Raw genomic sequence first — 18,492 nt, 5'->3', positions numbered from 1 at the left:
TTGTGTCGCCGGGCTATCCTGATTCTATTTTTGATTCGAGCGCAGGGAATGCGCAGAGGGGATGACTAACGTGGCTGGACAGAAGGCTGGAAAGCATGTTGCCGTTTTGATGGGCGGTTTCTCTTCAGAGCGTCCCGTCAGTCTGTCCTCCGGCGCGGCCTGTGCGACGGCGCTTGAAGAGTGCGGGTACCGCGTCACACGTATCGATGTTGATCGTAATGTTGCCAGCGTTCTTGCAGAACTGAAGCCTGATGTGGCGTTCAACGCGTTGCATGGCCCGTTTGGCGAAGATGGCACCATTCAGGGTATCCTTGAATACCTCCAGATCCCTTACACGCATTCCGGTGTGCTTGCTTCGGCTCTTGCCATGGATAAGGGTCGCGCCAAGACGGTTGCGGCTGCTGCGGGTGTGGCTGTTGCGCCGTCGCGTCTGATGGACCGTTTTGAAATCGGTAATGAACATCCAATGAAGCCGCCTTACGTGGTCAAGCCCGTGCGTGAAGGTTCGAGCTTTGGTGTTGTCATAGTTCAGGAAGATCAGGCGCATCCGCCGCAAATCATTGGCTCGGCTGAGTGGAATTATGGTGCGGATGTTCTGGTTGAGAAATACATCGCCGGTCGCGAATTGACCTGTGCTGTGATCGGTGATCGCGCGATGGACGTGTGCGAGATCATTCCGGTGGGTCATCAGTTCTACGATTTTGATTCAAAATATGTGCCTGGCGCATCAACTCACGTATGTCCGGCAAAAATTTTACCAAATATTTACCAAAAAATACAAACAATGGCCCTTACGGCGCATCGGGCAATCGGGTGTCGGGGCGTAAGCAGATCAGACTTCCGTTTCGATGATCGTTTTTCCGAAGAAGGCGAAGTTATTTGGCTGGAAGTTAACACCCAGCCAGGAATGACTCCTACATCGCTCGTACCTGATATCGCGCAGGCGGCAGGTATCTCTTTTGGTGAATTGTTGAGTTGGATGGTGGAGGACGCGTCTTGTTTGCGGTAAACGGCAGATCTCATGAATACAGGCGTTCGGGCGCGATGCGGGATGCATCGGGTGCAGCCTTTGTTCTGCCGCGCTTTTTGCGGAAGCCTTTCCGCTTTGCTGTCCGTATGTTTCAGGGCAATATCAACGTTCCGCGCTATGCAGGAACGATTGGCATGCTCGGCTTTCTTGGTGCAACTGGTATTTATGGCATGGTCCTGGGTGGCCATTCCGAGAATATGGTCAAGGCAACTGCTTCGACATTCGGTTTTGCGATTGAAGACGTTAAGGTCGTTGGCAACAGCGAAACGTCTGACATCGATATTCTGGGTCAGCTTGAGCTGGACGGCGAAACGTCGCTGGTCGGTCTGAGTGCCGAACAGGCGCGTCAGGCTATCGCCAAGCTGCCTTGGGTTGAAAGCGCTGAAGTGCGCAAGGTTTATCCCGGTACGCTGCTGGTTTCTCTCGAAGAGCGCAAGGCATTTGCCGTCTGGCAGAATGGTCAGGAACTTTCGCTGATTGATTCTGCTGGCGATACCATCGTTCCATTCCGTCCGGGTCGTTACAACGCTCTCCCGCTTGTTGTGGGTGAGGGTGCTGAAAAGCGCGTTAAGGGCTTCGTAGACGAGGTTGCAGCCTATCCAGGGTTGGCTGGCAAGGCTCGCGCCTATATCCGCGTTGCTGACCGTCGCTGGGACATTCTGCTTGAAAACGGTGTTCGCATCATGCTGCCGGAAGATGAGCCGATGAAGGCTCTCGCCGAAGTTGAACGTCTCGATAACGAAAATCATCTTCTGTCGCGTGATATCGCATCTGTCGATCTTCGTCTGGATGATCGCGTTACGGTTCAGCTGACAGCGAGCGGTATGGAGCAACGCCAGAAGTTTTTGGCGGAGCGTAAAAAAGAATTATCCCGCACGGGGAAGCGCGTATGAGTATTCTTGGCGGAAAAGGTTCATCACAGGTCGGAACGTCAGGGCGCAAGGTGCGCCTGCTAACGGTTCTGGATGTTGGTTCAAGCAAGGTTTCCTGTGTGATTGCACGCTTGCGCCCACATGAAAGCGGCGCGCTGCTGCCGGGTCGCACGCATCGCATGGAAGTTCTGGGTATCGGCCATCAGCGTTCCCGCGGTGTGAAGTCCGGCGTCATTATCGATCTCGATGCGGCTGAGCAGTCTATTCGTCTCGCAGTCGATGCTGCCGAGCGCATGGCTGGTCTGACTGTTGACAGCCTGATCGTCAATATTTCTGCCGGGCGCCTTAAGAGCGAAAACTTTACAGCGAGCGTTAATCTCGGCGGACATGAAGTCGAACAGACGGATATTCGCCGTGTGCTGGCCGCTGGCGCCAAGCAGGCACTTGCAGCGGAACGTCACCTCGTTCACTCGCTGCCGATTGGTTATACGCTCGACGGTGAACGCGGCATTCGCGATCCGCTTGGTATGCTGGGCGATAGCCTCGGCGTCGACATGCACGTGCTGACCGCTGACGCGGCACCTCTGCGCAATCTCGAGCTTTGCATCAATCGTTGCCATCTTTCGGTTGAGGCAATCGTTGCAACGCCTTATGCGAGTGGCCTTGCGGCACTCGTTGGCGACGAAGCTGAAATGGGTGCTGCCTGCATCGATATGGGCGGCGGCACGACCACGATTTCGGTTTTCTCCGAAGGCAAGTTCATTCACGCTGATGCTGTTGCCATCGGCGGCAATCACGTCACGATGGACGTGGCGCGTGGCTTCTCCACACGTATGGAAGACGCTGAGCGCCTCAAGGTTATGTACGGTTCGGCGCTCCCAAGCGCTGCCGATGACCGTGACCTCATCTCCGTTCCGCCAATCGGCGACGATGAACGTGATGTACCCAATCAATATCCGCGTTCAGTGTTGACGCGGATCATCCGTGCAAGAGTTGAAGAGACACTGGAACTGGTTCGCGACAGGCTGAACCAGTCGGGTCTCGGACATATCGTCGGCAAGCGCGTGGTCCTGACGGGTGGCGCAAGCCAGCTGCCGGGAATGCCTGAAGCTGCTCGGCGGATTCTTGCAAGAAATGTACGTATCGGGCGTCCGCTAGGAATAGCGGGATTGCCAGAGGCGGCTAAGGGTGCGGCTTTCTCCGCGACCGTTGGACTTCTGATTTACCCTCAGGTGGCAGGTATTGAAGAACGGTCAGTGAAGGCAGCCTCCTCCGGTCTTATGACTGGTACGGGCGGGCGAATTCAACGTGTCGGCCAATGGCTGAGAGAGAGTTTTTGAGTACACATTGAGTGATTTGATTGCGTGATGTGGGCGTAACCATCAGCGTAATAACCAATTAGCACCGCGGCGGCGAAGCGGTGAGAGGCTTAAGAGGAACGAGAACCATGACCATTAATCTGCAAAAGCCGGACATCACCGAGCTGAAGCCTCGCATCACCGTATTCGGTGTCGGCGGTGGCGGCGGCAACGCGGTAAACAACATGATCAATGCCGGTCTGCGCGGCGTGGATTTTGTCGTTGCCAACACCGACGCACAGGCTCTGACGATGTCGAAGTCTGAACGCATGATCCAGCTTGGCGCTGCTGTCACCGAAGGCCTCGGCGCTGGCTCCCAGCCAGAAGTAGGCCGTGCGGCTGCTGAAGAATGCATCGACGAAATCGTCGATCATCTCAATGGCACGCATATGTGCTTCGTCACTGCCGGCATGGGCGGCGGCACCGGTACTGGTGCGGCTCCTGTTGTGGCACGCGCTGCACGCGAACGCGGTATCCTCACCGTTGGCGTTGTTACTAAGCCTTTCCACTTTGAAGGTGCTCGCCGCATGAAGACGGCTGAGTACGGTATCGAAGAACTGCAGAAGAACGTCGATACTCTGATCGTCATTCCGAACCAGAACCTCTTCCGTATTGCCAACGACAAGACCACCTTCGCCGATGCATTCGCAATGGCTGATCAGGTGCTCTATTCCGGTGTTGCCTGCATCACCGATCTGATGGTCAAGGAAGGCCTCATCAACCTCGATTTCGCTGACGTTCGTTCGGTCATGCGCGAAATGGGCAAGGCAATGATGGGCACTGGTGAAGCTTCGGGCGAAGGTCGTGCGATGGCTGCTGCTGAAGCTGCGATTGCTAACCCACTGCTCGACGAAACTTCGATGCGCGGTGCAAAGGGTCTCCTGATCTCGATCACCGGTGGTCGTGACATGACCCTCTTTGAAGTCGATGAAGCTGCAACCCGTATCCGCGAAGAAGTTGATCCGGAAGCCAACATCATTCTCGGCGCGACCTTCGACGAAGGCCTCGAAGGCGTCATCCGTGTATCCGTTGTTGCGACCGGCATCGACAAGCAGATTGGAGATGCGGCCCCGGCGCCGCTGGAATTTCGCCAGCCAGTAAAGCCAGCTGCACAACAGGCAAAGCCGATGGCTCCGCATGGCGCTCTGCGTCTTCCGGTTACTGAACAGCCGCGTCAGGCTGAGACAGCTGCTCCTGCTGCTCAGTCGATCGAAAGCGAAATGCCAGCTGCCACTGCTGCTCCTGCAGCATCGGCTGCTCCGGATTTCCGTCCGCAGAGCCGCATTTTCCAGGCTCCTGCTGCTGATAGCTTTGAACGCGCACCTGTTGCCCGTCCGGCCGCTCCTCAGCCGCAGATGATCAACAATCAGGCAGCTGCTCATGCAGTGCAGCCGCAGGCATATCAGCAGCCACAGCAGATGCACGCAGAACCGGCTCCACAGCCACGTCCTGCTCCGCGTATGCCAGCGGTGTCTGACTTTCCCCCAGTCGCTCAGGCAGAAATCAATGCACGTCGTGCTGCGCCTCAGCAGCCTGTTCAGGAAGAACGCGGACCGATGAGCCTTCTCAAGCGCCTGACACATGGTCTGTCGTCGCGCCGTGAAGAAGAGCAGCCAGCAGCTCGTCTGGAGCCTGCACAGCATCGTGAGCCTTCGATGCGTCAGCCAGAACAGCGCCGCCCAATGCAGCAGGACAGCTCGATCTATGCTCCACGTCGTGGCCAGCTTGACGATCAGGGCCGCCCGCAGCCACGTGCGGCTTCGGAAGAAGATCAGCTCGAAATCCCGGCATTCCTGCGCCGTCAGTCGAACTAATCATCTGATCTGACTTTCAAACTGAGAAAGCCGTGGGGTTATTCCCACGGCTTTTTTCGTTAAAATCTGTCACGGTCTGCAAGGGCTGAGCCACTCCCTTCAAATCATTGTTTTTAAAGCGTGTTGCCGTCCGCACGCCGGTTCCTTCTTTTGCGCGAGATGTATTAGGGGTTTTCGTTATATTTTGTAAGAAAGCGTGATTTTGAACGGCTGCCGAGCATCACTATTTTCTCAAGGATTGCATGATAGCGTTTGCATAGGGATGTGAGCTGTTTTTCGTGTATTCATCGCTATTTTCGCCATATCTATCTTATTATAGAAATGCATGACGGAAGCTGGCGATTGCTGGAAGCGCACCCCGAAAAGTGTGAAACGGTTTTCGGATAGGGTGCGCGTTGAAATAAAATATTTGAGCGCCAATCTGATCGAAATGCGCTCTAACGCAGGCACTGCACGCCCGGCAGGCGCGCCTCGTGAGAGGTCCGGCTCTTGCCCCTTATGATAATGAGATTGGACTGGTTTTGAGCGTTTATCAAAAAACAATCGGTCGCGCGGTTACGCTGTCTGGCGTTGGTGTCCACGGCGGATCGCCTGCATCGGTGACGTTTCAGCCGGCTGATGCTGATGCGGGAATCATTTTCCAGCGCTCGGACCTCGGTACAGCTTCACGCGATATCCGCGCCCATGTCTCGGAAATTGGTGCGACGGATTTGTCCACAGCACTGGGACCGCAGGAAGCACGCGTCAACACTGTGGAGCACTTGATGGCAGCGGTTGCTGCTGTTGGCATCGACAATCTTATTGTTGAAGTAGATGGGCCCGAAATTCCGATTCTCGATGGAACATCTGCAAGCTTTATCGAGGCTTTCGATGAAGCTGGCATTGTGATTCAGGAAGCAAAGCGCCGCTTTATTCGAATCCTGAAGACCGTGCGCGTGGAAGCGGGCGGCTCATGGGGTGAATTCCAGCCTTATTCGGGTACGCGTTTTGAGGTCGAGATTGACTTTGAATGCCCGCTGATTGGTCGACAGAAGTTTGCTGCCGACATGTCTGAAGAAGCCTTCCGTAATGAAATATCGACGGCTCGGACTTTTGGCTTCATGAAGGATGTTGAACGCCTTTGGGCAGCCGGTCTGGCACTGGGCTCTTCGCTCGACAATTCACTTGTGATTGGCGACGATAATTCGGTGATCAATCCAGGCGGCTTACGTTTCAAGGATGAATTCGTGCGTCACAAGACGCTGGATGCAGTAGGCGACATATCGCTTGCCGGTTTGCCGTTTATTGGTTGCTTCCGTTCTTATCGCGGTGGTCACAAGCTGAATGCGGAAACCGTGAAAGCACTTCTCGCCGATAAGTCGAATTACGATATCGTTGAATCGAGTGGCGTGCGCCGCAATGCCGACAGCTCGGATTTCGTTGTTGCCCGGCCAAATATTTCCGCGCCTTGGGCACTTTGAAGTACCTACAGAATACTCGCGCGTTTATGGCCATAATTGGGCCGTGATCGCCGGGTCTTCTGCGCCTTGAGTCGGCGTATGCATTGTGGACTGACAGCCAAGCCTCTGCATTGGATGAGGAAAAGCCATTGGTTTGCATAGATATAGCTTCAGGCGAAGGTATTCATGCCTTATGCGCGCCAAATTCGGACGATTGATCAGCTAGACGATTGCCGATTTAGCCAGCATGTGGTTTATGAACTGCCAAAACAGCCTCGGCTATGTTTACCTATGCGCTGATGCTGATGTATTGGGAAGAATGGGGAAAGCCGTGAACTTGAAGAGTTCACGTTGCTCCAGACAGAAAAGACGTTGCCAGATGGCCGGAGACCGCATGACGAGTTCGAAATTCCCGGTGAAGACGAAAACCGCGCTGCTTGCCAGCGCTCTTGCCGTTTTTGTTCCGCTTGCGGGATGTGCCAGCAAAAACGACGATATCGATCTGTCCAAGTATGTAGAGACGATCGATCCGGCGGACAAGCTTTACAACGAAGGTCTTGCTAACCTCGATGCAGGCCGTCTCGGCGAAGCTGCGAAGAAGTTTGCGGCCGTTGATCGTCAGCATCCCTACACCGAATGGGCACGCAAGTCGCTTGTTATGGCTGCCTTCACGAATTACCGTCAGGGTAATTACGAAGAAGCCATCAGCATGGCCAAGCGTTATAATACGCTTTATCCGACTTCGCCTGAATCGGCTTACGCTTATTACATCATCGGACTGAGCTATTTCCGCCAGATCCCCGATGTGACCCGTGATCAGGCAGCGAGCCGTCGCGCAATTGCCGCGATGCAGGAAGTGGTCGATCGCTTCCCAACATCCGAATATGTTGACGATGCCAAGACCAAAATCCGTGTGGCTCGCGACCAGCTTGCCGGCAAGGAAATGCAGGTCGGACGTTATTATCTTGAGCGCAAGGAATATCTTGCATCGATCAAGCGCTTCCGTCTGGTTGTTGAAGAATATTCCAACACCCGTCAGGTGGAAGAAGCGCTGGCGCGTCTGGTTGAAGCCTATTATGCGCTTGGCCTGACACCAGAAGCGCAGATGGCAGCGTCGGTATTGGGTAAAAACTTCCCCGACAGCCGCTGGTATAAGGATTCTTACAAGCTCTTGCAGAGTGGTGGCCTTGAGCCACGTGAGAATGGCGGTTCGTGGCTTGCTAAGGCCTCGTCACTTATCACGGGTGGCGGCGCCTAAGCCGATACCCGCATGCTGTCGCACCTGTCGATCCGAGATATTGTCCTGATTGAAAGGCTCGACATCGAGTTCAAGACCGGCTTGTCCGTACTTACGGGCGAGACCGGCGCTGGCAAGTCAATCCTGCTTGATTCGTTGTCGCTTGCGCTTGGCGCACGCGGCGACTCTTCTCTGGTGCGTCATGGCGCAGATCAGGGGCAGGTGACTGCGGTGTTCGATGTGCCTGGCGCACATCCTGCCCGGAGCTTTCTCCGCGAAAATGGTTTTGAGGATGACGGTGACGTCATCTTGCGTCGTCTCCAGATGGGGGATGGTCGCACCCGCGTTTTCATCAACGATCAGGCTGCAAGTGTTGCGTTGCTGCGCGAGCTGGGCAAACGTCTCGTGGAAATTCACGGTCAGCATGATGATCGTGCGCTGATTGATACCGATCTTCATCGCACATTGCTGGATGCTTTTGGCGGGCTTGATGCAGAGACTGTTGTCGTTCGCGAGCGCTACAAGGCATGGCGCGACGCGGAAAACGCCTTGTCGAAACATCGTGCGCGCGTCGAACAGGCGGAACGTGAAGGGGATTACCTGCGTTCATCGGTTGCAGAACTGACCAAGCTTGATCCGCAGCCGGGCGAGGAAGAAGAGCTCGCCGAGCGCCGTGCGACGATGATGAAATCGGAAAAGATTGCAGGCGATGTGAATGAAGCTGGTGAGCTTCTGTCAGGCAATGGTTCGCCGGTGCCGACACTTGCGAGCCTTGTGCGCCGTCTGGAGCGTAAAATTCCGGAAGCACCACATCTGCTGGAGCCGGTATGTAAGGCGATTGACGAAGCGCTCAACAGTTTGGCGCTGGCGCAGGATGGCATCGACCACGCCATGCGCGAGATTGATTTTGACCCACGCGTGCTGGAACAGGTCGAAGAGCGACTTTTTGCTCTCAGAGCAGCTGCCCGCAAATATTCTGTTGCGGTTGAGGGCTTGCCTGCATTGCGCGACAAGATGGATGCTGATCTCGCCGATCTTGATGCGGGTGCGGAAAGGCTGATCCAGCTCGAGGCACAGGCAACCGAAACGCGTGCTTCTTATGATACGGCAGCGAAGGCTCTCTCTGAACGCCGTAAAGACACGGCCGATCATCTGAAAACCGCTGTCATGGCGGAGCTTCCGGCACTTAAGCTGGAACGTGCTGAATTCATCGTGGAAATGACCACCGATACCAATGCGCGGGCCGCCGAAGGCATCGATACGGTTGAATATTGGGTTCGAACCAATCCTGGCACCCGTGCAGGCCCGATGATGAAGGTTGCTTCTGGTGGCGAACTTTCACGTTTCCTGCTGGCGCTTAAAGTAGCGCTCGCTGATCGTGGCTCTGCGCCAACGCTTGTATTTGATGAAATTGATACGGGCGTGGGTGGAGCGGTTGCCGATGCGATCGGTCAGCGTCTGGCGCGGCTCTCGTCGCGGGTTCAGGTGCTGTCCGTTACCCATGCGCCGCAGGTTGCAGCGCGGGCATCGACGCATTTCCTGATTGCAAAATCAGCAACAAATGAAGACCGCATGTCGACCTCGATCCGTTCGATTGGTGTGGGTGAACGGCAGGAAGAAATCGCGCGTATGCTGGCCGGTGCCAGTATCACTGATGAAGCACGCGCCGCTGCTGAGCGTTTGCTGGCTGAGAACAGCGCATTGGCTGATTAATACGCTGTCAGCAGTCTGTGTGCTGAATGCTGTTTTCGTAGGCGCAGACCCATTTCTTGGTTATGTTGGGCGAAATTGAATCAGCAGGTTTAGCCACGCATATGTCCGATATTTCCGTTGAAAAACTGACCGACCCTGAAGCCCTCGCGGAACTTGAGCGGCTGGCGCGTGAAATTGCGCATCATGATGAGCTTTATCACGCCAATGACCGGCCAGAGATTTCGGATGCTGACTATGATGCACTGAAGCGGCGCAATGATGCCATCGAAGAGCGTTTTCCGCATTTGGTGCGCACAGATAGCCCTTCATTGCGGGTTGGTACTGCGCCAGTTTCTAAATTCGCACAGATTGTCCATGCGCGGCCAATGCTTTCACTCGGCAATGCTTTTTCGGATGATGATGTGCGTGACTTCGTGGGGAGCGTCTATCGCTTTCTTGGACAATTACCCGACAATTCCATTGCTTTCACAGCTGAGCCGAAGATCGACGGGCTTTCCATGTCGATCCGCTATGAAAATGGCGTTCTGGTGAGTGCCGCCACGCGTGGCGATGGGACGACCGGCGAAAACGTAACGGCAAATATCCGCACTATCGGCGAGATTCCGAACAAGCTTCCGGCGGGTGTTCCGGCGGTCGTGGAAGTGCGCGGCGAAGTCTATATGGCGAAGAGCGACTTTCTTGCGCTCAACGAGCAGATGCTTGCTGAAGGCAAACAGACTTACGTCAATCCGCGCAACACCGCAGCAGGATCGCTTCGTCAGTTGGACGCCAAGGTGACGGCGAGCCGCAAGCTTAAGTTCTTCGCATATGCCTGGGGTGAGATGTCAGACATGCCTGCCGATACACAATACGGCATGGTCGAGGTGTTTCGTGAGTGGGGGTTCCCAGTTAATCCCCTGACAAAGCGGTTGCAGAGTGCGGAAGAGTTGATTGAACATTATCGCGCAATTGGTCTTGAGCGTGCCAAGCTCGACTATGACATCGATGGTGTCGTCTACAAGGTAGATCGGCTTGATCTGCAAACACGGCTCGGTTTCCGTTCTCGCAGCCCGCGCTGGGCTATTGCACACAAGTTTCCCGCAGAGCAGGCGATGACGATTCTGCGTGGCATCGACATTCAGGTTGGACGCACTGGTGCGCTTACGCCTGTTGCACGTCTTGAGCCGATTACCGTTGGCGGTGTGGTTGTCACCAATGCGACGTTACATAATGAAGATTACATCAAGGGGATTGGTCTCAAAGGGGAACGTATCCGCGAGGACGAACACGATATTCGCATCGGCGATACGGTAATCGTGCAGCGTGCAGGTGATGTCATTCCGCAGATTGTCGATGTCGTGCTGGAGAAACGCCCTGTTGATGCTACGCCATTTAATTTTCCGCACGAATGTCCGGTCTGTGGCAGCCATGCAGTGCGCGAAGAAGGCGAGGCGGTTTATCGCTGTACCGGCGGTCTGACTTGTGCTGCGCAAGCCGTTGAGCGCATTCGCCATTTTGTTTCGCGCAATGCGTTTGATATCGAGGGTCTGGGCGAAAAGCAGGTCGAGTTCTTCTTCCATGCAGACGATGACAGCCTCAAGATCAAGTCGCCTGCAGATATTTTCACGCTGCAAAAGCGGCAGGCTGAATCACCCTTTAAGAAGCTTGAGAACATTGATGGCTTTGGTGCCACTTCGGTCAAGAAGCTCTATGATGCGATCAATGATCGGCGTGAAATTGCGCTACATCGCTTTCTGTTCGGGCTTGGTATCCGCCATGTTGGCGAAGTGAATGCCAAGCGCTTTGCGAAGGCTTATCTCACCTATGATAAGTTTGCTGAGGCGGCGACAACTGCTGTTCCACCGAAAGAAGGCGACCGCACCGACAAAGGCAATGATGCTTGGCAGGATCTGATTGCAGCTGAGGGCATTGGCGCGATTGTTGCGGAAGCTGTAGTCGATTTTTATGCTGAGCCACATAATATTGAGGTATTGAACGCACTTCTTGCTGAGGTAAAGCCGCTTGATGAAGTGGCGCGGGTTGCAACCGGCTCGCCAGTTGAGGGCAAGACGGTGGTATTTACCGGTAGCCTTGAACGTATGTCGCGCGACGAGGCGAAAGCCATGGCCGAGCGCTATGGTGCCAAGACGGCAGGCTCTGTTTCCAAAAAGACGGATCTGGTCGTGGCTGGACCGGGGGCTGGTTCGAAGCTTGCGAAAGCATCCGAGCTTGGCATCGAAGTGATTGATGAAGATGCGTGGCTTCAACTGGTTGGAGAAGGCTGATGGCTCCATTCAAAGGTTTCGGCGACAAGGCTATTCCCTTTCTGAAGGCGCTTGATTTTCATCAGAACCGCGAGTGGTTTGTTGAAAACAAGGACCTGTTTGAAGAGCATCTAAAGGAACCGCTTGGCGATCTGGTAGAGGAGCTGACAGCGCGGTTCGAAAAGGCGAGATTGCCGTTCAAGGGTGATCGTGTGAAAGCCCAGTTCCGTATCAAGCGGGACACACGGTTTTCCAAGGATAAAGCGCCTTATAACCGGCACTTGTCTGCATTGCTTTCAAACTCTGGCACCAAATGGGACGAGAGCGGCTGCTTCTATGTCTGCATAGGCCTGCCGGGTGTGCGTGATTGCTATGCAGGCGTGGCTTGGTGGGGGCCAAAGAAGGAAGTCCTGCAAGCCATACGCGAAGCAATTGTCGAGAAGCCGGACGAGTATCGCGCTGTCGTGGCAAAGCTCAGGAAAAGCGGTTTGCAGATCAGTGATTATGATCGGTTGAAGCGCACGCCGCGCGGTTTTGAAAGCGTGACGGAGCCGGATCTGCTCGATGCGGTTCGTAACCGGCATTTTGCCGTGCGCATGGAAATCGATCCGGAAACCATTGCCCGGGCAGACCTTTCTGATCGACTGGTGAAGTTTGCTGAGCAGTCGCGCCCACTGATAGACTGGGTGAAAAAGATCGAAGGCACGGTTCCGCAAACATCAGAATAATGCATTGATCCATCATGCATTCTTATAGGTGATGCTGAAATGCAGCTTATAACCGGCAATTTGTTGCGTGGGATTCATATAATATGATTTTTCGCGAAAACTGATTTCAACTTGGATCAAAATTTCCTAAGCACTCCCTGAGTGAGGAGTGTTTTTCGTGGATCAGGGTTTTCGGCCAGCATCGGCTTCAGTGCGCAGCGATTTTTGGGTCGGCGTCAAACGCGGCGTGCCTATTGTTGCAGCCGGTGCCCCATTCGGCTTGTTATTTGGCGCTGTAGCTCTCGATAACGGACTGTCGATCGTCGAAGCCGTGTTTATGAGTGCGATGCTCTATGCGGGCGCGAGCCAGATGGTAGGGCTTGATCTTTTCGGCCAGAACATCGCACCGTGGATGATTGTCCTATCGATCTTTGCGGTCAATTTTCGCCATGTTCTTTATTCTGCGACAGTCGGGCGGCGCATCCGCCATTTTACATTCATGCAGAAAGCGGCGGCCTTCTTTCTACTGGTTGATCCACAATATGCCGAGGTTGAAATCCGCGCCGAGGCTGGCAAGAAAATAAGCTTTGCCTGGTATATGGGCTTGGGCCTCACGATCTATGTCTGCTGGCTGCTCGAAACGCTCATTGGGGCGCTCTTTGGCAATCTGATTTCTGATCCCTATGCGCTCGGCATCGACTTTCTGCTGCCAATCTATTTTCTTGGTATGGTGATGAGCTTCCGCCATCGTGAACATTGGTGGCCAGTGGTTATCGTCAGCGCGATTTGTGCGGTCGTTGCCTATAAACTTGTTGGCTCGCCGTGGCATGTGACGCTGGGTGCCGTAGGTGGCGTTGTGCTTGCAGCCATCCTCGCAAAGCCGCAAACAGGGGAGGCTTAAAATCATGTCCACGACGATCTGGATCATTCTTGCGGGAGCGGTTTGCACCTATCTCACCCGCGTTGGCGGACACCTGATTTTATCCCGGTTTGAGCGTGTGCATTATCGCGTCGAGGCGGCATTGAATGCAGTGCCTGCGGCAGTTCTTACGGCAATCGTTGCAGCACCTGCATCGGATCACGGCTGGCGCGAACTGCTCGTGCTCGTCTTCTGTGTTTTGCTGTCATTACGTGTCGGCATGATGACGATGTTTTTTGCAGGCGCAGCGCTTTTGATCGCGCTACGCCATTTCTTTCCGGCTTAACTTTAAAGAGCAGCCGTTGCCGCCTCCAGCCACTTGGCCTGAGCACCATCGAGATGACCGATAAGCTTCTCACGCACGCTTGCGTGATAGGCGTTCAGCCAATCAAGCTCTTCCTGAGTGAGCAGTGACTTGTCGATCAGACGACGGTCGATCGGGCAGAAGGTGAGCGTTTCAAAGCTCATCATCGGCAGCTCACCGCCCGACGGCACTTCCGCTTCCTTTACGACAATCAGGTTTTCGATGCGGATACCGTAAGCGCCGGGCTTGTAATAGCCTGGCTCATTGGAAAGGATCATGCCGGGCAGAAGCTCGTGTGCGCCTTTCCTGGAAATGCTCTGTGGGCCTTCATGGACCGAGAGATAGCTGCCGACGCCATGGCCTGTGCCATGCGCATAATCAAAGCCCTGCTTCCAGAGCGCAATACGCGCCAGCACGTCGATATCCTGTCCGCGCGTGCCTTTCGGGAAGCGTGCGGTTGTGATCGCAATCATGCCCTTCAGAACAAGCGTGAAAGAACGGATGGTTTCGGGCGTAATGGTGCCGATTGCAACCGTGCGGGTGATGTCGGTGGTGCCATCGCGATATTGCGCACCGGAGTCGATCAGATAAAGCTCACCATCTTCGAGTTTGCGATTGGTGTCTGTGTTGACGCGATAATGGATGATTGCGCCGTCCGGACCCGCTCCGGAAATCGAATCGAAGGAAAGCTCTTCGAGCGGCATCTGAAAATCGCGACCAGCCTTGTCGCGGCTTGCTTCCAGCTGCTGTGCTGCCGAGATCTCATCTACCGTTCCGGGTGTCTCACCATCAATCCAGGATAGGAAATTGACCATTGCCACGCCGTCGCGCTCATGGGCGGAACGAGAGCCGTCAAGCTCTGCCTTGTTCTTGATTGCGCGGGGCAGGCGGGCTGGGTCCTTGCCATGAATCACGCTGCCACCAGCGGCTTCCACCGCAAGGCGTAGCTTTTCCGCGGCCAATGCCGGATCGAGCAGAATAGTCTCACCTTTCGCGGCACGTGCGCTCAGGTGGCCTTCGAGTTTGGCTGGTTCGCACAGTTTCGCAAGCTGGGTGAGATAGGCGCGCGGTTCGATGGCAAGCTTGCGCTCATCGATGAAGAGTTCCGGTTCGCCTTCCGCCGGGATAATCGCAAAGCTCAATGGCAGTGGCGTATTGGAGACGTCCTTGCCGCGAATGTTGAACACCCATGCGACCGACGATGGATCGGTCAGCACGGTTGCGCTTGCGCCTGTGCCTGCCACGACCTTCTGCATGTCCCTGATCTTGTCTTCGGCTTCATGACCGGCGAAGCGGGCAGGCTGAATGGTGACAGGTGCAAGAGGTGCTTCCGGCTGGTCATCCCAGATGAGGTCAACCAGATTTTGGGCGACCGGCACGAGCCTGCCTCCCTGGCTTTCCAAAGCTTCCCGCAATGCTGCCGCTTCGGAAATCGTGTGCAGCCATGGATCAAAACCAATCGTCAGGCCCTTGCCGTTTTCCGTGAGCCAGCTGGCAGGCGGATTGGTGACGAGGCTTTCATAAGAAAACACATTGCCATCGGTCTGATTGCGAACCTGCAGCTCGTACCGCCCGTCGATGAAGATGTAGGCCTGCTTTTTCATGATCAGTGCAGCGCCAGCCGAGCCCGTAAAGCCTGTGAGCCAGCTAAGGCGCTGGGCGCGCGGCGGTACATATTCGCCCTGATGTTCATCGGCGCGCGGAACGAGAAAGCCATCAAGGCTCTGCTCGGCCAGCTTCGCGCGTAGCAAAGCTACACGTGGTGCACCGTTGGCTGGATTGGTGGTTACATCAAAAGTCTGAAAAGCCATGAGCGTAACTCGCAAAAAATAAGGAAAGCAGCGTGATTTCAGATGGTTATTATTTCAGGGGGCCTCATTTGAGGTGGCCATTATTTGAGGTGGATTGTGACCCAGCCTTCGCGATGAAAGGTTTTCTCGTGGGTAAGACCCTGCGCCTGATAGGCTGCAAGCACCATATCATGCTGGCTGTCGAGGATGCCCGAAAGGATGATCGAGCCGCTTGGTGCCAGATGTGACTTGAGTGATGGTGCTAGTTCCACCAGAGGATTGGCAAGAATATTGGCGACGATCAGATCAAACGGTGTGTAAGAGCGGAAGATCGGATGGTCGAAGCCTTCTGCCGTCGCTGTGATGACGTGTTCGCTCACCTCATTGAGGACTGTGTTTTCGGCTGCAACTGTGACTGCAATCGGGTCGATATCTGTAGCGAGAACCGGGATCGGTGCAAGCTTGGCGATAGCGATTGCCAGCACTGCGCTTCCTGTTCCGAGATCAAGCGCGTTGGTTGGATGCTCGCGCTCAACCACTTCCTCAATCATTTCAAGGCAGCCGGATGTGGTGCCATGATGGCCAGTACCAAAAGCAAGTCCGGCATCGATCAAAATCGGGATTTCGTTTGGCTGCAGCTTGTCGCGATCATGCGATCCATGCACGAAGAACCGGCCTGCACGAACAGGCTTCAGACCTTCGAGCGAATGTGTAACCCAATCAATGTCCGGCAGCTCTTCAGTTTCAAACTTGCCCGCGCCGACCAGTGCATCGACGCGTGCTGCAAGCTCTTCCGCCCCATCTTCGGTATAGACGGAAACTTCAGAAATCTGACGGTCTTCATCGATTTCGGTAATCGCGATCGGAAAGCCGTCATCCTCGAACGCACGTTCGAGGATGTCATAGATTCGTTCTGCTTCCGTCTTGTCCACTGTGAAGAAGAGGCGTGATTGGGGCATGGATAAAAACTCTCTAAAAGATTCAGAGTAGTTCTTTAACCGTTTGCGCGGCCCTTTGCCAGATTCTTCAACTTTTGCAGCGCTGTATCTGCATTCTCTTGATAAGCGATGGTGCCGCGGAAGCGTCCGCCCTTGTCGAGCAGAAACACGGAAGCCGTGTGATCTACGGTATATTCGCCATCTTCGGTCGGAACCTTCTTCGCATAGATGTGGTAAGACTTCACCACTTCAGCGACGCTTTCAGGCGTTCCGGTCACACCAACGATACGATCAGACACGTTGCTGACGTAGGTTTTCATGATTTCCTGAGTATCGCGCTCCGGATCGACAGAGATGAAATAGGCTTTAATGTCAGCGGCATCCGGACCGAGCTGCTTCAGATAGCCATCCAGCTCATAAAGCGTGGTAGGGCACACATCCGGGCAATGGGTGAAGCCGAAGAAAACCAGAGAAGGGGTGGCGCGCAGATCTTTTTCAGTAAATGGCTGTCCATCCATGGCGACCAGATTAAACGATCCGCCGAAAGGCTCGTCGGCCGCATTGCGGTCACGCAGCATATTGAAGCCAGCCGCACCGACAATTACGATGATGAAGGCGAAGATGAAGATGGGCAGGAATTTTTTCATGTCCAGTCAGCCTTGAATTTTGTTTTGCGTTTATCGCACATAAGCGCGCTGATTAGAATCTACATCGATCTGCGACAGGAAAGCGCTTATATGCAAGCACTAACTCGCCGTTGCAAACGATGTTGGAACGATAAGCTTAGTCTAGCAGAGTACAAAGATTTCAGAAAGTTTTGAAATGACGCAGGGTGAAGACCTCCGTTTCCAGAATAGTGAACCGCGTATTCATTCAACAGCGCAGCTCAAAGCCTCGAAACTTGGGCGCTATGCCGACATTGGCGAGCGGGTCATTCTGCGTGAAGTTAACGTGGGAGACTTCACCTACTTCGAGCGGAATGGTGAGGGGATTTACGCCGATATTGGCAAATTCTGCTCGATTGCCGCCAATGTACGCATCAATGCGCTTGAGCATCCGATGGAACGGCTGACGACGCATAAGGTGAGTTACCGCCCGAACGAATATTTCCGCTATCTGGGTGTTGATGGCGATTTTCGCGCAAAGCGACAGGCAAAGCGTGTGACAATCGGCAATGATGTGTGGATCGGCCACGGCGCAGTCATCACACCCGGCGTGACGATTGGTCATGGCGCGGTGATCGGCGCCAATGCTGTGGTGACAAAAGACGTCGCACCTTATCATGTCGTGGGCGGGGTTCCGGCGCGTGTTATACGTAAGCGCTTCGACGAGAAAATTATCGAGAAACTGCTAATACTTTGCTGGTGGGATTGGCCTGTGGAAAAGCTTTATGAGGCGGTTCCCGATATTCAGGCGCTTGAAATCGAAGCATTTCTGGAAAAATGGGGCGATTAAGCACGTCTCCCATAAGTGGAAACCGATTTTAGGATAAAGACATGCCTGAACAACAACGAATTAAAGCATGTAGCAATATTATGATCAAACGCGATACGCTTTAAGCACGACCATCTTGCAATGCCTGATTTGCTGCTCCACTTGTCGTATGGAGATCGCTGGAGATATCAAATGTCGAAAATAAGTAAGTTTGCCGGATTGCTGGTTGCACCCATGTTGCTGCTCGGCGCCTCAGCCGCTGTCTCGGCCGAGGAGGTTGGCCAGGTCGGTGTCGACTGGCTCGGCAATGACATTGTGATCGATGCAGTGCCTGACCCGAAGGTGAAAGGCGTGACCTGTCATCTTGCGTCGTTCTCTCGCGGAATGATTGACCGTTTGCAGAAAGGCAACTGGTTTGAAGATCCGTCCAATGCGTCGATTTCCTGCGAACAGACGGGCCCCATCAGCATTGGAGATATCAAGCTAGGGAAGGGCGGAGAACGCGTCTTTTCTGAGCGCACGAGCCTGATCTGGAAGAAGCTCGTTATCACCCGCATTTATGATCAGAAGAACAACACTCTGCTCTATCTCGCACACGCTACACAGGTGCAGGACGGTTCGGCGAAGACATCGCTTTCAACTGTTCCGCTATTCAAGGGTGATGTGACGTGGGAAAAAGGAAAGCCGGAGTAAT

Annotated in this window: 16 protein-coding genes; 13 read left to right on the top strand and 3 right to left on the bottom strand. The window is 54.4% G+C overall.

What is annotated here, in order from left to right:
• Positions 1–109: 109 nt before the first annotated feature.
• The 11 genes from CEV32_RS13555 (at position 110) to CEV32_RS13505 (ending at position 13,618) form a co-directional block, all read left to right on the top strand.
• Positions 110–1,009 carry a D-alanine--D-alanine ligase gene (locus CEV32_RS13555; protein WP_235818830.1) on the top strand — a complete coding sequence of 300 codons (900 nt, stop codon included), beginning with the start codon at positions 110–112 and terminating at the stop codon, positions 1,007–1,009.
• Entirely contained in the window at positions 997–1,923 is a 927-nt protein-coding gene (locus tag CEV32_RS13550) for a cell division protein FtsQ/DivIB (protein ID WP_094577643.1), read from the top strand. Before CEV32_RS13555 ends, CEV32_RS13550 begins: the two co-directional genes overlap by 13 nt.
• The gene (gene ftsA, locus CEV32_RS13545; RefSeq protein WP_094577642.1) at positions 1,920–3,242 is read left to right on the top strand and encodes a cell division protein FtsA; all 1,323 of its coding nucleotides are present in this window, start codon (positions 1,920–1,922) and stop codon (positions 3,240–3,242) included. The genes CEV32_RS13550 and ftsA overlap by 4 nt, the downstream gene beginning before the upstream one ends.
• 107 nt (positions 3,243–3,349) lie before the next feature.
• Entirely contained in the window at positions 3,350–5,074 is a 1,725-nt protein-coding gene (gene ftsZ, locus CEV32_RS13540) for a cell division protein FtsZ (protein ID WP_094577641.1), read from the top strand.
• 521 nt (positions 5,075–5,595) lie between these two features.
• Positions 5,596–6,534, top strand: coding sequence for a UDP-3-O-acyl-N-acetylglucosamine deacetylase (gene lpxC / locus CEV32_RS13535; protein WP_094577872.1), 939 nt, complete (start codon positions 5,596–5,598; stop codon positions 6,532–6,534).
• A 373-nt stretch (positions 6,535–6,907) separates the two neighbouring features.
• Positions 6,908–7,771 carry an outer membrane protein assembly factor BamD gene (locus tag CEV32_RS13530; protein WP_094577640.1) on the top strand — a complete coding sequence of 288 codons (864 nt, stop codon included), beginning with the start codon at positions 6,908–6,910 and terminating at the stop codon, positions 7,769–7,771.
• Between the two features lie 12 nt (positions 7,772–7,783).
• A complete protein-coding gene (gene recN / locus CEV32_RS13525) occupies positions 7,784–9,463 on the top strand; it encodes a DNA repair protein RecN (protein WP_094577639.1) in 1,680 nt (559 codons plus the stop codon).
• Positions 9,464–9,564: 101 nt separating this feature from the next.
• Complete coding sequence (gene ligA, locus CEV32_RS13520; RefSeq protein WP_094577871.1) at positions 9,565–11,727, top strand: NAD-dependent DNA ligase LigA; 2,163 nt, start codon at positions 9,565–9,567, stop codon at positions 11,725–11,727.
• Positions 11,727–12,434: a DUF2461 domain-containing protein gene (locus CEV32_RS13515; protein WP_094577638.1), complete on the top strand. Its 708-nt coding sequence runs from the start codon at positions 11,727–11,729 to the stop codon at positions 12,432–12,434. The genes ligA and CEV32_RS13515 overlap by 1 nt, the downstream gene beginning before the upstream one ends.
• A 157-nt stretch (positions 12,435–12,591) precedes the next feature.
• Positions 12,592–13,314 carry an AzlC family ABC transporter permease gene (locus tag CEV32_RS13510; RefSeq protein ID WP_094577637.1) on the top strand — a complete coding sequence of 241 codons (723 nt, stop codon included), beginning with the start codon at positions 12,592–12,594 and terminating at the stop codon, positions 13,312–13,314.
• Positions 13,315–13,318: 4 nt separating this feature from the next.
• Positions 13,319–13,618 carry an AzlD family protein gene (locus tag CEV32_RS13505; RefSeq protein ID WP_094577636.1) on the top strand — a complete coding sequence of 100 codons (300 nt, stop codon included), beginning with the start codon at positions 13,319–13,321 and terminating at the stop codon, positions 13,616–13,618.
• A gap of 2 nt (positions 13,619–13,620) precedes the next feature.
• Here the strand turns inward: CEV32_RS13505 and CEV32_RS13500 are convergent, their stop codons facing one another.
• From CEV32_RS13500 to CEV32_RS13490, 3 genes are all read right to left on the bottom strand, one after another.
• The gene (locus CEV32_RS13500) at positions 13,621–15,447 is read right to left on the bottom strand and encodes an aminopeptidase P family protein (RefSeq protein WP_094577635.1); all 1,827 of its coding nucleotides are present in this window, start codon (positions 15,445–15,447) and stop codon (positions 13,621–13,623) included.
• Positions 15,448–15,527: 80 nt separating this feature from the next.
• Positions 15,528–16,385: a 50S ribosomal protein L11 methyltransferase gene (locus tag CEV32_RS13495; RefSeq protein WP_094577634.1), complete on the bottom strand. Its 858-nt coding sequence runs from the start codon at positions 16,383–16,385 to the stop codon at positions 15,528–15,530.
• 35 nt (positions 16,386–16,420) lie between these two features.
• Positions 16,421–17,011 (bottom strand): SCO family protein, encoded by a 591-nt coding sequence (locus tag CEV32_RS13490; RefSeq protein ID WP_094577633.1) that lies wholly within the window; start codon positions 17,009–17,011, stop codon positions 16,421–16,423.
• A gap of 175 nt (positions 17,012–17,186) precedes the next feature.
• Here CEV32_RS13490 and CEV32_RS13485 point away from each other — a divergent pair, with 175 nt between their 5' ends.
• Positions 17,187–17,819 (top strand): DapH/DapD/GlmU-related protein, encoded by a 633-nt coding sequence (locus tag CEV32_RS13485; RefSeq protein WP_094577632.1) that lies wholly within the window; start codon positions 17,187–17,189, stop codon positions 17,817–17,819.
• Between the two features lie 171 nt (positions 17,820–17,990).
• Positions 17,991–18,491, top strand: coding sequence for a CreA family protein (locus tag CEV32_RS13480; RefSeq protein ID WP_094577631.1), 501 nt, complete (start codon positions 17,991–17,993; stop codon positions 18,489–18,491).
• Position 18,492 lies beyond the last annotated feature (1 nt).

Source organism: Brucella rhizosphaerae, assembly GCF_002252475.1.
Classification (GTDB): domain Bacteria; phylum Pseudomonadota; class Alphaproteobacteria; order Rhizobiales; family Rhizobiaceae; genus Brucella; species Brucella rhizosphaerae.
Note: the sequence above shows the minus strand (reverse complement) of the source record. Positions and strands in the feature narration are given on the sequence as shown.

Excerpts from the sequence above, each read along its gene's own strand:
- CEV32_RS13555 (WP_235818830.1), top strand. The coding sequence starts at position 110 with ATGGGCGGTTTCTCTTCAGAGCGTCCCGTCAGTCTGTCCTCCGGCGCG.
- ftsA (WP_094577642.1), top strand. The coding sequence starts at position 1,920 with ATGAGTATTCTTGGCGGAAAAGGTTCATCACAGGTCGGAACGTCAGGG.
- ftsZ (WP_094577641.1), top strand. The coding sequence starts at position 3,350 with ATGACCATTAATCTGCAAAAGCCGGACATCACCGAGCTGAAGCCTCGC.
- CEV32_RS13530 (WP_094577640.1), top strand. The coding sequence starts at position 6,908 with ATGACGAGTTCGAAATTCCCGGTGAAGACGAAAACCGCGCTGCTTGCC.
- recN (WP_094577639.1), top strand. The coding sequence starts at position 7,784 with ATGCTGTCGCACCTGTCGATCCGAGATATTGTCCTGATTGAAAGGCTC.
- ligA (WP_094577871.1), top strand. The coding sequence starts at position 9,565 with ATGTCCGATATTTCCGTTGAAAAACTGACCGACCCTGAAGCCCTCGCG.
- CEV32_RS13515 (WP_094577638.1), top strand. The coding sequence starts at position 11,727 with ATGGCTCCATTCAAAGGTTTCGGCGACAAGGCTATTCCCTTTCTGAAG.
- CEV32_RS13505 (WP_094577636.1), top strand. The coding sequence starts at position 13,319 with ATGTCCACGACGATCTGGATCATTCTTGCGGGAGCGGTTTGCACCTAT.
- CEV32_RS13500 (WP_094577635.1), bottom strand. The coding sequence starts at position 15,447 with ATGGCTTTTCAGACTTTTGATGTAACCACCAATCCAGCCAACGGTGCA.
- CEV32_RS13495 (WP_094577634.1), bottom strand. The coding sequence starts at position 16,385 with ATGCCCCAATCACGCCTCTTCTTCACAGTGGACAAGACGGAAGCAGAA.
- CEV32_RS13490 (WP_094577633.1), bottom strand. The coding sequence starts at position 17,011 with ATGAAAAAATTCCTGCCCATCTTCATCTTCGCCTTCATCATCGTAATT.
- CEV32_RS13485 (WP_094577632.1), top strand. The coding sequence starts at position 17,187 with ATGACGCAGGGTGAAGACCTCCGTTTCCAGAATAGTGAACCGCGTATT.
- CEV32_RS13480 (WP_094577631.1), top strand. The coding sequence starts at position 17,991 with ATGTCGAAAATAAGTAAGTTTGCCGGATTGCTGGTTGCACCCATGTTG.